This window comes from Nocardia rhizosphaerae (assembly GCF_042650365.1).
Taxonomy (GTDB): Bacteria; Actinomycetota; Actinomycetes; order Mycobacteriales; family Mycobacteriaceae; genus Nocardia; species Nocardia rhizosphaerae.
The window spans coordinates 692139-706200 of the sequence record NZ_JBHSBA010000005.1; the positions used below are offsets into that span (position 1 = coordinate 692139).

At 71.4% G+C, this 14062-nt stretch carries 1 protein-coding gene (running past both ends of the window); it reads right to left on the bottom strand.

Every position in this 14062-nt window falls within one protein-coding gene, locus ACFOW8_RS12990, for a non-ribosomal peptide synthase/polyketide synthase (RefSeq protein WP_378550549.1), read on the bottom strand. The gene is 44226 nt long; 14848 of those nucleotides lie to the left of the window and 15316 to its right, leaving coding positions 15317-29378 in view — codons 5106 (partial) to 9793 (partial); the first complete codon in reading order (the gene reads right to left) occupies positions 14058 to 14060. Both the start codon and the stop codon lie outside the window.

Here is a 14062-nt window from a genome sequence, read left to right on the forward strand (position 1 = left end):
CGCAGCGGGGCGATCCGCTCGGCATCGGTGACCGGCGCGGCCGAGTAGCCGGACAGGTCGAGGGTGTCGATGTGCAGCGCCCGCGTCGCGCCCGCGTCGAACTCGTCACCGGCGGTGGTCAGCACGCAGACCGGGGCCGCGGTCTCGAGCACGTAGTGGGTGCGCTCGGCCGGATGATCGGGGTCGAGCGGCACGTAGGCGCCACCGGCCACGCTCACCGCGTACATGCCGATCACCAGGTCGAGCGAGCGGCGCATGCCGAGCGCGACCGTGGTGTCCGGGCCGACGCCAGTGGCGATCAGGTGCCTGGCCAGGCGATTCACCGTCGCGGTGAACTCGCCGTAGGACAGAGTTGTCCCCTCGAACGTGAGGGCGGGCGCGTTCGCGCTGGTCGCGGCCTGCGTCTCGAACATCGACACCAGGGTCGCGGCCGGGTCGACCGGGTAGGCGGTGTCGTTCCAGGCGGTGAGCACCTGGCGGCGTTCGGCCGGATCGAGCAGCTCGACCTCGCCGATCGGCCGGGTCGGCGCGGCGACGACGGCGGTGAGCATCCGCAGCAGCCGCCCGGCCAGCGCGGCGATCGTCGCCGGGTCGAACATGTCGGTGGCGTAGGCGAATTCGGCGGTCATGCCGTCGGCGGAACCGTCGGCACGGTAGCGGTCGGTCAGGTTCAGGTGCAGATCGAACTTGGCGGTCACCACGTCCAGCGGCACCCCGGCCACCTCGAGGCCGGGCAGCTCGAACGATGCCTCGCCGGTGTTCTGGAACGACAGCATCACCTGCACCAGCGGATGACGCGCCTGCGAGCGGGCCGGATTGAGGATCTCGACCAGCCGCTCGAACGGCAGGTCGGCGTGGCCGAAGGCCGCCAGGTCGGTTTCCCTGGTCTGGGCGAGCAGTTCGGCGAACGGCTGAGCCGGGTCGATCGCGCTGCGCAGCACCAGGGTGTTGACGAACATGCCGATCGCGTCGTCGAGCACCGCCTCACCACGACCGGCCACGGCAGTGCCGATGGCGATGTCGTCGGTGCCGGACAGCCTGCCCAGCAGGGCGGCGAACGCGGCGTGCACCACCATGAACAGGCTCGCGCCGTGTTCGCGGGCCAGTGCGTTCAGGCTCGCGGCCAGCGCCGGGTCGATCGAGAACTCGTGCACACCACCGCGATTGGACGCCACGGCGGGGCGCGGCCGGTCGGTGGGCAGGTCGAGCTGATCGGGCAGCCCGGCCAGATGCCGCGACCAGTAGGCGACCTGCTCGGCGATCATCGACGACGCGTCGTCCTCGGCGCCGAGGGTCTCGCGCTGCCACAGCGCGAAGTCGGCGTACTGCACCGGCAGCGGCGCCCAGCCGGGCGCCTCGCCGCGCGAGCGGGCCGCGTAGGCGATCATTACGTCACGGGCCAGCGGTCGCACCGACCAGCCGTCACCGGAGATGTGGTGCACCACGAACACCAGCACGTGGGTGTCGGGCTGCGAACCGTCCATGGATCCGGCGATGCGGAACAGCGCGGCGTGCACCGGCACCTCGGCGGTGACGTCGAAGCCGATGAGCACCTGCTCGCTGATGCGTTCGCGCAGCTCGCTCTCGTCGACGGTGACCGGGGTGAGCGAAATCGGGGCCTGCCCGACGGGCAGCACCACCTGCACGCCATGACCGTCGGCGGTCTCGGGGTACACGGTGCGCAGCACCTCGTGCCGCTCGACCACGTCGGCGACGGCCTGGCGCAGCGCGTCGACATCCAGGTCGCCGGTGAGGCGGACGGCCAGCGGGATGTTGTTCACCGCGGAGCTGGTGTCGAAGCGGTTGAGGAACCACATGCGCTGCTGGGCCAGCGAGAGCGGAATCTGCTCCGGGCGCGGCCCTGCCACGAGCTCACGGCGGCTGCCGCTGCCCGTCTGCGATTCCACCTTGGCGGCCAGCGAGGCCACCGACGGCGCCTCGAACAGCACCCGCACCGGAACACGGGTGTCCAGGGCCGCACCGAGGCGGGCCACCACCTGGGTGGCGATCAGCGAGTTGCCGCCGAGGTCGAAGAAGTCGTCGTCGAGGCCGACCGCGCGATCCCCGGACAGGCCGAGCACCTCGGCGAAGGTGGTGGCGACGATCTCCTCGATCGGAGTGCTCGGCGCGCGGAACTCCCGCGCCTCGAACACCGGGTCGGGCAGGGCACGACGATCCAGCTTGCCGTTGGCGCTCAGCGGCATCTCGTCGAGCACGACGAACGCGGCGGGCACCATGTAGCTCGGCAGCTGCGCGGCGAGCCGGGTACGCAGCTCATCGATCTCGGCCGTCTGTCCGGCGGCGGGCACCACATAGCCGACCAGCTGGTCACCGGTGCGGGCGTCGGAACGCACCACGACGACAGCCTGGGCGACGGTGGCGTGCGCGGTGAGCGCGGCCTCGATCTCGCCGAGCTCGATGCGCAGACCGCGCAGCTTCACCTGGAAGTCGGTGCGGCCGAGATAGGTGATGACACCCCGCTCGTCGCGGCGCACGAGGTCGCCGGTGCGGTACATGCGCGCTCCGCTGCCCCCGAACGGGTCGGCGACGAAGCGGTCCGCGGTGAGATCGGGACGGCCGAAGTAGCCGCGCGCCAGCTGGGCACCGGCCAGATACAGCTCACCGGCGACACCGGCCGCGACCGGGTGCAGACGCGAATCCAGCACGTAGGCCTGCGAATTCCAGACCGGAGCGCCGATCGGTACGGCGCCGTCGACCTCGTCGGCCACCGGGCCGTGCGTGGCGTGGACGGTGAACTCGGTGGGGCCGTACAGGTTGTACAGCGCCGCGTCGCTCACCCGGCGCAGCGCGAGCACCGCGTCGGCGGTGAAGGCCTCACCGGCGATCAGCAGGGCCCGCAGCGAGGACAGAGCTCCGCCATCGGGATCGACACTGCCCGCGAAAACGGTGAGCATCGACGGGACGAACGAGGTCATCGTGACGCGCTGGGCGGCGATCACATCCGCGAGATACTGCGGATCGCGATGCCCGTCGGGGCTCGCGACGACCAGCCTGCCACCGGTGCTCAGCGGGCCGAACAGCTCCCACACCGACACGTCGAAGGTGGCCGGGGTCTTGAACAGCACCACATCGTCGGCGCCGATGCCGTATTCGCCGGTGATCCACCGGATCTGGTTGACCACGGCCGCGTGCGGCACGGCGACGCCCTTGGGGCGGCCGGTCGAACCGGAGGTGAAGATGACATACGCCGGGTGCTGCGGACGCAACGGCGCGAGCCGCTCCGCGTCGGTGACCGGTGTGTCGGAGTAGGCCGCCACCTCGAGCGTGTCGATGGCCAGCGTCGGCAGTTCACCGGCGTCGAAACCGGTACGGCCGGTGGTGAGCACGACCACCGGGGCGGCCGTGTCGAGCACGTAGGCGATGCGGTCGGCGGGCTGGTCGAGATCCAGCGGCACGTAGCCACCGCCTGCTTCCTGCACCGCGTACGCCGCGACGACCAGGTCGATGCCGCGGCGCAGGCCGAGCGCGACCAGGGTCTCCGGGCCGACGCCCGCCTCGATCAGCCTGCGCGCCAAACGGTGCACGCGCGCGGCGAACTCGGCGTAGGTCAGGGTGGCGCCGGAGGCCGGGTCGACGAGGGCGACCGCGTTCGGGGTGGCCGCGGCCTGACGCGCGAACTCGTCGACCAGCGTGCCCGCCGCAGGCAGCTCCCGTGCCGTGTCGTTCCAGCCACGCACCGCCAGCGCGGTCTCGGCACTGTCGAGCAGGTCGACATCGCCGACCGCGCGCTCCGGTGCCGCCGCGACAGCGGCGAGCAGCCGGGCGAAGCGGGCGCCGAAGCCGGCGATCGTCGCCGCGTCGAACAGGTCGGTGGCGTAGATCAACTCGGCGACGATGCCGCCGTCGGTTTTCTCGGTGAGCACCACCTGGAGATCGAACTTGGCCACGTCGATCGGCAGGTCGACGCCGCTGACCGTGAGGCCGGGCAGCTCCAGGCCGGTCTGGCCGGTGTTCTGGAACGACAGCATCACCTGGAACAGCGGGTGGCGCGCCTGCGAGCGGGCCGGGTTCATGATCTCGACCAGCCGCTCGAACGGCAGGTCGGCGTGGCCGAAGGCGGCGATGTCGCCGGTGCGCACCTCGCCGAGCAGGTCGGTGAAGCTCGCGGCGCCGTCGACCTCGGTGCGCAGCACCAGGGTGTTGACGAACATGCCGATCAGATCGTCGAGCGCGCGCTCACCACGACCGGCGATGGGGGTGCCGATGGCGATATCGGTCTCGCCGGACAGCCGCGCGAGCAGCAGGGCCAGCGCCGCGTGGGTGACCATGAACAGCGTCGCACCCCTGGTGCGGGCCAATTCGGCGAGCGCCGTGTGGGTTTCGGCGTCGATCTCGAAGGTGTGGGTGGCGCCGCGCCCGCTGGCGACCGCGGGACGCGGCCGGTCGGCGGGCAGGTCGAGCTGCTCGGGCAGACCACGCAGCCGCTGCGACCAGAACGCGATCTGCTGGGAGATCACCGACTTGGTGTCGTCCTCGTCGCCGAGCACCCCGCGCTGCCACAGCGCGAAGTCGGCGTACTGCACCTCGAGCGGACGCCAGGCCGGCTCTGCGCCCTCGACGCGCGCGCTGTAGGCGGTCATCACGTCGCGAGTCAGCGGGCCCATGGAGAAGCCGTCGGCCGAGATGTGGTGCACCACCAGGGCGAGCACATGCTCGGTGGGGCTGAGCTCGAACAGCGCCGCCCGGAAGGGCACCTCGGCGGTGACGTCGAACGCGGTCTGCACCAATTCCGAAAGCCGTTGCGGCAGTTCGTCCGCCGTGGTGTCGATCGGCGCGAGGTCGGGGATCACCTTGCCGGTCGGCACAATCACCTGGTGGGCTGCGCCTGCCAGCTCCGGGTAGTAGGTGCGCAGCGACTCGTGGCGGGCGAGCACGTCCGCGACGGCCACCTGCAGCGCCTGCCGGTCGAGCAGGCCGGACAGCCGCACCGCGGCCGGGATGTTGTCGACCGCGGATTCGGGATCGAAGCGGTTGAGGAACCACATGCGCTGCTGGGCCAGCGACAGCGGCACCCGGTCGGGACGCTGCTGCGGAACCAGCGCGGCGCGCCGGTCGGTGCCGGAGTGGGTCTCGGCGCGGGCGGCGAGACCGGCGACGGTGGACGCCTCGAACAGCTCGCGCACCCCGATATCGGAGTCGAGCGCGGCCGAAAGGCGGGCGGCGACCTGGGTCGCGGTCAGCGAGTTGCCGCCGAGGGCGAAGAAGTCGTCGTCGAGGCCGACCCGTTCCATGCCGAGCACGTCGGCGAAGGTGGCGGCCACGATCTCCTCGACGGGGGTGGTCGGGGCGCGGAACACCGCGGCCTCGAACACCGGGGCGGGCAGCGCCTTGCGATCCAGCTTGCCGGAGGCGTTGAGCGGGAACTCGTCGAGCACGATGAGCACCGCGGGCACCATGTAGGCGGGCAGGTTCTCGCCGAGTTGCTCGCGGGCGTCCTCGATGTCGACGGCGCGGCCCGGCGCGGCGATGACGTAGGCCACCAGCTGATCGCCGGTGTGCTGGTCACCGCGGACCACCACGACCGATTGGGCCACCTCGTCGAGCGCGGTCAGCGCGGTCTCGATCTCGCCCAGCTCGATCCGCAGACCGCGCAGCTTCACCTGGAAGTCGGTACGGCCCAGGTATTCCAGTTCGCCGTGCTCGGTCCAGGCGACGAGGTCGCCGGTGCGGTACATGCGTGCGCCGCCCCCGCCGAACGGGTCGGCGACGAAGCGGTCGGCGGTCAGGTCCGGCCGGGCGACGTAGCCGCGCGCCAGCTGGTCCCCCGCCAGGTACAGCTCACCCGCGACACCGACCGGCACCGGCCGCAGCCGTGCGTCGAGCACGTAGACAGCGGTGTTGAATACCGGGGCACCGATCGGGACGGTCTCGGTGTCGGTGTCGACGACCTCGTGGAAGGTGACGTCGACCGCGGCCTCGGTCGGCCCGTACAGGTTGTGCAGCGCGGCACCGGTGAGCTCACGCAGCCGGTGCGCGGGCTTGGGCGGCAGCGCCTCGCCGGAGGCGAACACCATCCGCAGCGACTCGCAGCGGGCGACCGCGGCGTCGGCGACGAAGACCGCGAGCATCGACGGCACGAAGTGGGTGACGGTGACGCCATCGCGCCGGATGATCTCGGCCAGGTAGGCCGGATCACGATGCCCGTCCGGCTTGGCGACCACGAGGCGCGCGCCGATCTGCAAGGGCCAGAAGAACTCCCACACCGACACGTCGAAGGTGGCAGGCGTCTTCTGCAGCACGACATCGTCGGCGGTGAGCTGGTACTGCTCCTGCATCCACACCAGACGGTTGACGATCGCGCCGTGGCTGACCGCCACGCCCTTCGGGCGGCCGGTCGAACCGGAGGTGAAGATCACGTACGCGGTGTTCGACGGCCGCAGCGGCGCCCGGCGCTCGGCATCGGTGACCGTGGTCTCGGCGTAGCCCGCCAGGTCGAGCAGGTCGATGCGGACCTGCGCGGTATCGATCTCCAGATCGGTGTCCGAGGTGAGCACGCAGACCGGATCCGCCGTCGCCAGAATGTATTCCGTGCGCTCGGCCGGGTGATCCGGGTCCAGCGGCACATAGGCGCCACCGGCCACGCTCACCGCGTACATGCCGATCACCAGGTCGAGCGAGCGGCGCATGCCGAGGGCCACATAGGTTTCCGGGCCGACGCCGCGGTCGATCAGCCAGCGGGCCAAGCGGTAGACCTGTTCGGCGAATTCGGTGTAGGAGATGCTCGTACCCTCGAAGGTGAGGGCGGTGGCCTGCGGGGTCGCGGCCAGCTGCGCCTCGAACATCGAGACCAGCGTGGCCCGCTGATCCACCTCGTGCGCGGTGGCATTCCACTCGCGGACGACCAGTGCGCGTTCGGCGGCGTCGAGCAGTTCGATATCGCCCACCGGCTGCGCGGGATCGGTGACGATCGCGGTGAGCACCCGGATCAGACGCTCGGCGATCCGGCGTACGGCGGCGGCGTCGAACAGGTCGCTCAGATAGCCGGCCCGAATCCGCAGCTGGGTGTCGAGCTGCGCGATCAGCGACAGCGGGTAGTGGGTGGCGTCGGCGGCGTCGAGGCCGGTCACGGCCATGCCGTCGATATCGGCGGCCTGCGCCTTGATGCCCTCGGCGTCGACCGGGTACGACTCGAAGACCACCAGCGAGTCGAACAGCCCGCCGATGCCTGCCACCGACTGGATCTCGGCCAGGCCGATGTAGTGGTGATCGAGCAGGTCGGCCTGCTCGCCCTGGGTCCTGGCGAGCACCTCGCGCGCCGACTCGGCGGCACCGAAACGCACCCGCACCGGCACCGTGTTGATGAACAGGCCGACCATGCCCTCCACGCCGTTCAGCTGCGCGGGGCGGCCGGAGACGGTGGTGCCGAACAGCACGTCGTCGCGGCCGGTCATCCGGCCGAGCACGATCGACCAGGCCACCTGGAGCACGGTGTTCGGGGTGACGCCGAGGTCGGCGGCCAGGGCGACCAGACGGCCCGTGGTCGGCTCGTCGAGGTCGAACAGGTATTCCTCGGACAGCGCCGCGATCTCGCGACCGGCGTCGGCACGGGCGAGCAGCGTCGGCTCGGTGACCCCGCGCAGCGCGTCGGACCAGGCCGCGACCGATACCGAATGATCCTGCTGGTCAACCCATTCCAGGAAGTGCCGGTAGGAGCGGACGGCGGGCAGCGCGTTCGCGTCGCCGTGTAGCGCGTAGAGCGCGAGCAGGTCGCGCATCACCAGCGGGGTCGACCAGCCGTCGAGCAGGATGTGGTGGTTGGACACCACGAAGCGCCATTCCCGCTCGGCGATCCGGATCAGGGTGAACCGGATCAGCGGCGGCGCGGCCAGATCGAAACGCGCCGTTCGGTCGGCCTCGACCAGGTCGGCGTATTCGCCTGTCCCACTGCGGTCGTGCTCGGTCCAGGCCACCGGAGTGTGTTCGAGGACGATCTGGACCGCGTTGCCGTCGTGGTCGGTGACGAACGCGGTGCGCAGGGTCTCGTGCCGGTCGAGCAGGGCCTGGGCGGCGGCACGCAGACGGGTGGCGTCGACCCGGCCGGTGAGTGTCAGCACCGCCTGCGCGGTGTACACGTCGACCGAGCCCGCGGCCAGCCGGGCGTGGAAGAACAGACCGGCCTGCAGCGCGGCCAGCGGCCACACCTGAGTCAGCTCGGGGTAGCGCCGCTCCCAGCCGTCGATGTCGCCTTGAGTGGCACGCACCAGCGCGAAGTCGGACGGCGTGTGGCCGCCCGCGTCCGCCGAGTTGGCATGCCGGGCAACGGCTTCCAGCGCAGCGACCCACAGGTCGGCGAACTCGCGCACCTCGTCGGCGCCGAGCAGGGTGCTCGGGTAGCCGATATTGGCACTGAGTTTGTCGCCGACGACGATCGCGTTGACGTCGAGCGGCGCCATCGCGGGCATGTCGGCGTCGTAGGCCCCGCCGAGCGCGGCGAGCTCCGGCGCCGGAATCCAGCCGAAGCCGCGCAGCGCGTCGGGCACATCGCTGTCGGCGACGCGGCCGAGGTAGTTGAAGCTGATCTGGCCGGGCAGCTGCGCGGGCAGCTCGGCGGCGGTGGTGTCGTTCAGGTACCGCAGCAGGCCGTAGCCGATGCCCTTGTCCGGCACCGCGAGCAGCTGTTCCTTGACCGCCTTGACAGCCTGGCCGATGGCGGGGCCACCGGCGAGCGCGGCATCGAGATCGATGCCTGCCAGGTCGAGCCGCACGGGGAAGATCGCGGTGAACCAGCCGACGGTGCGGGACAGGTCGGCGCCGGGCGCCACCTCTTCCTCACGGCCGTGGCCTTCCAGCCGGACCAGCAGCGCGTCGCCGTCCGGACGCGCGGTGCCGCGGCGGCCGTCGCGCACCGTGCCGGTGCCGAGCCCGTTGTCTGCCTGGCCGGTCGACGCGGCGGTGGCGCGCGTCGAGCGCCACTTGGCGGCGGCGATGGCGAGTGCGGTGAGCAGGCCGTCGTTGACGCCGCCGTGGAACAGCGCGGGAACGGTCGTCAGCAGGGCCTTGGTGACCTCGGCGGACACTTCCACCGGCAGCTTCTCGATGACAGCGGAGACGTCGAGGGCCGGATCCATCGGCCGCTCGGTGAGCAGCGGATCAGGGGTGGCGACGACCTCGCGCCAGAAGTCGAGCTCGGCGGTGCGCTCTCGGGTGCGCGCCTCGTCGGCGAGCGCGTGCGCCCAGGCGCGCATGGAGGTGGCCGGTGCGACCAGTTCGGGTTGCTGGCCCGCGGACAGCTGACCCCACGCGGCGACGAAGTCGGGCACCAGGATGCGCCAGGAGACACCGTCGACCACGAGGTGGTGCGCGACGACGATCAGCCGGCCCGCCCGCGCGGTGGGCTGGGAGCCTGCCTGCGCTCCCGCGGCACCGGAAGCGGTGACCTCGGCAGCGGACGGCCCAGCCGCGGCGCCGGATTCGCCGGTCGAGCCATCGGTACCGGTGGTCCCCGTCGACCCGGCTGTGCCCGTGGAGTCGCCGGGCAGCGAGATGGCAGGGGCCGCCGTCGCGGTCGGCTCCAGCCACACGAAGCGGACGACGACGCCGTCGGCCGGATCGAGCCGGTCCAGGCTGGTATCCAGTGCGGCGGAGGCGATCTCGACCAGCTCGTCGTCGGTGGCGGTGGCCGGGAAGGTGCTGTGGTCGATCAGCGCGTCGGCGTCGACGGCACCGGCGGGCGCGGTGTCGAGCACCCAGCTGCCGTCCACCCGACGCAGCCGCGCGCGCAGCATGTCATGCCGGTCGATGACGGCGCCGACGGTGGCGGCGATGCCGGCCCGATCGATGCCGACCGGCAGCTCCAGCGCCATGGTCTGGTTGAACCGGTCGAACGAACCGGAGCGCTCGGCCATGAACCGGACCACCGGGGTCAGCGGCATCTCACCGATGCCACCGCCGGGCAGCTCGGCCAGGTTCACCGCCGCAGCCGCTGCCACATCGGCGGTCTCGGCGACCGCGGCCAGACCGGCGACGGTGCGCTGTTCGAAGACGTGCCGTGGGGTGAACAGCACGCCGCGGGCCTTGGCGCGGGAGACGAGCTGGATGGAGACGATCGAGTCACCGCCGAGGGCGAAGAACGAATCGTCCACACCAACGCGCTCGACGCCGAGGACCTCGGCGAAGACCTCGGCGATGGTCTGCTCGATCGGGGTGCGCGCGGCCCGGAAGGTGACCTCGGTGGCGAACACCGGCTCCGGCAGCGCCTTGCGGTCGAGCTTGCCGACCGGGGTCAGCGGCACATGGTCGATCACCATGATCGACGAGGGCACCATGTAGGCGGGCAGGCGGTCCTCGACGTGCGCGGTCAGCGCCGCGACATCGATCGAATGCCCCGGCGCCGCAACCACATACGCCACCAGTGAGACCGCGCCCGCGGCGCTCTTGTGGCCGACGGTGGTGGCGAAGTCGACGGTCTCGTGCGCGGCCAGCGCCGAGTCGATCTCGCCCAGTTCGATACGGAAGCCGCGGATCTTCACCTGGAAGTCGGAGCGGCCGACGTACTCGACGGTCCGATCGGGGGTCCAGCGCACGACGTCACCGGTGCGGTACATCCGCTCCCCCGGCACGAACGGGTCGGCGACGAACCGGTCGGCGGTGAGCCCGGCCCTGGCGTGGTAGCCGCGGGCCAGCTGGATGCCCGACAGATACAGCTCACCCGCGACACCCACCGGCACCGGCTGGAGCTGGGCGTCCAGGATCAGCGAACGCATACCGCGGGTGGGACCACCGATGGTGACCAGCTCGCCCGGCGTCAGCGCGGCGCTGATGTTGGTCATGATCGTGGTCTCGGTGGGGCCGTAGCCGTTGTGGAAGGCGCGAATACCGCCGTCCGCCAGGGGAACCGCCCACTTGCTCACCAGATCGGCGGGTACCGCCTCACCACCGGCGACCAGCACGCGCAGCGAGTCGAGGCCGGTCGGGTCGAAGGTGGCCAGCGCCGCCGGGGTGATGAAGGCGTGGGTGACCCGCTCGGCGCGGATCAGCTCGGACAGTTCGTCACCGCCGTACACACCGGGCGGGACAACGACCAGCGCACCGCCGCGGGCCAGCGCCAGCAGCAGTTCGAGGATCGAGGCGTCGAACGACGGCGAGGCGAAATGCAGTGCGCGGGTATCGGAATCGAGCGCGTAGCGCTGCGCCTGCTCCTCGCCGAAGTTGGCAAGGCCCGCGTGGGTGACCACGACGCCCTTGGGCACACCGGTCGAACCGGAGGTGTAGATGACGTACGCGGGCTGCTCGGGCGTGGTCGCCCGCACCAGCTCGTCGTCGGCGATGGGACCGCCGTCGAAGCGAGCCAGATCGAGCTCATCGAGCACGAGCCAGCCGGCCGCGTCAGAGTTGCCTGCGGTTGCCCCGGACTCCTGCGCGCCCGTCGGCCCAGCCTCGGCGACCGCGGAGTCGCCGGACCGCGGGGCGATGTCGGGCAGCCCGTCCAGCACCGACGCGACGGTGATACCCAGTGGCGAACCGGAGTCGGTGACCATGTGGGCGATGCGATCGGCGGGGTAGGTCGGGTCGACCGGAACGAACGCGGCGCCGGTCTTGGCGACGGCCCATGCGGCCAGCACCGAGTCGGCCGAGCGCGGGACACCGATGGCGACGAGGTCTTCGGCGCCGATACCCTCGGCGATCAGCAAGCGCGCCAGGCGATTCGAGCGTTCGTCGAGGTCGGAATACGACAGCGTCGCGAAGCGACTCGATGGGGGGCGGTGGTCGGGCGACGGGTGGGCCATGGCTGCCCCCTGGAACACGACGGCATCGCCGGTCGGGTTCGTGGCGACGGCCTCGGCGAGCAGGGCGCGCAGGGTGCGCGCGGGCACCGGCGGTTCACCGACCCGGAACACCAGATCGGCCCGTTCGGCGGCATCGAGGACATCGATCGCGCCGACGGTCACCTCGGCATCGGCCGCCACCGCCGCGAGGACCCGCTCCCAGCGGGTCGCGATGGTGTCGACGGTGGCCTCGTCGAACAGTTCGGTGGCGTAGTTCAGCGCGAGCGCCATCCCGCCGCTGCCCGGCTCGCCCAGTTCGGACAGGGTGAACTGCAGGTCGAAGCGCGCGACGCTCTCGTCCAGATCCAGCGCCGACACGGCGAGGCCGGGCAGCTCGAGGGTGGTGCGGTCCAGGTTCTGGAAAGCCAGCATCACCTGGAACAGCGGGTTGCGGGCCTGCGAGCGTTCGGGGGCGAGCAGTTCCACCAGCCGCTCGAACGGCACGTCGGCATTGCCGTAGGCGTCGAGGTCGGTCTTGCGGGACTGCTCGAGCAGGTCGGTGAACGACTCGTCCGGGCGCACCCCGGTCCGCAGCACCAGGGTGTTGACGAACATGCCGACCAGGTCGTCGAGGGCCTGCTCGCCACGGCCCGCGATCGGCGTACCGATGGCGATGTCGTCGGCACCGGAGAGCCGGGCCAGCAGCACCGCGAGTGCGGTGTGCATGACCATGAACAGCGACGCGCCCTGACGGCGGGCCACCTCGTCCAGCTTCGCGATGAGGTCAGCAGGCAGCTCGCGGTGCACGGTGGCGCCGCGATGCGAGGCGATGGCCGGGCGAGCCCGGTCGAACGGCAGCGTCAGCTCGTCGGGGACGCCGGCCAGCCGGCGCTGCCAGTAACCGACCTGACGCGACAGCAGCGAGTCGGGGTCGTCCTCGGTGCCGAGCACCGCGCGCTGCCAGACCGCGAAATCGGCGTACTGCACCGGCAGCGGCGCCCAGCCGGGCGCGGTGCCCTGCGCACGCGCGGTGTAGGCGCGCATCACGTCGCGGGTCAGCGGTGCGATCGAGAACCCGTCGGCGGCGATGTGGTGGACGACGACGACCAGCACGTGCTCGACCTGATCCCCGGACCCGGCATCGACCCGGAAGAGCCGGGCCCGCAGCGGAACCTGTTCCGCAACATCGAAACCGGTGGAGACGAACGCGGTGACGGTGTCGAACAGCTCGCTCCCGGCGACCGTGACCGGCCGCAGGTCGAGCGAGATGCGTTCGGCGGCAACGATCTGCTGCACCGGAGTGCCGCCGTGCTCGGGGTAACGGGTGCGCAAGGACTCGTGCCTGCGCACCAGATCGGCGAGCGCGAGCGCCAACGCCTCGGTGTCGAGTTCGCCGGTGAGCCGGATCGCGACGGGCAGGTTGTAGGCGGCGGACGTGGTGTCGTACTTGTTGAGGAACCACATGCGCTGCTGCGCGAACGACAGCGGCACCAGCTCGCCCTCGGCGCGATCCCTGGCGACCAGCGCCGCACGCGCGGTGCCGCCGGTGTGCGATTCCACCCTGGCCGCGAGCGCCTCCACCGAGGACGCCTCGAACAGCGCGCGCACCGGCACGGTGGCGCCGAGGGCGGCGCCGATCCTGGCCACGACGCGGGTGGCGATCAGCGAGTTGCCGCCGAGGTCGAAGAAGTCGTCATCGACGCCGACCCGGTCCAGGCCGAGCACATCGGCGAAGACCGCGGCCACGGTCTCCTGCACCGGGGTGACCGGCGCGCGGAAGGCACGCGCCTGGACGGCGGGCGCGGGCAGTGCCTTGCGGTCCAGCTTGCCGTTGACGGTCAGCGGGATCCATTCCAGCCGCACCAGCGCGGCCGGAACCATGTAGGCGGGCAGTTGTTCGGCGGCCCCGCTGCGCACGATCTCCAGGTCGGGCGCCGCGTCACCGTCGGCGACCACATACGCGACAATGCGCTGGTCACCCGGCTGATCCTCGCGCACGATGACCGCGGCCTGGGCGATACCCGGCTGCGCGAGTACGGCGGCTTCGATCTCGCCGAGCTCGATACGGAAACCGCGGACCTTCACCTGATCGTCGGCGCGACCGAGGTATTCGAGCTCGCCGAAGCGGTTCCAGCGCGCGAGGTCACCGGAACGGTACAGGCGGGATCCGGCCTGGTTCGGGCCGGCGAGCGGGTTGGCGACGAAGCGGGTGGCGGTCAGGTCAGGGCGGCCGAGGTAGCCGCGCGCCAATTGCGGTCCGGCGACATACATCTCGCCTGCCACCCCGACGGGAACCGGGCGCAGCCGATTGTCCAGCACAGACACCGACAGCCCGG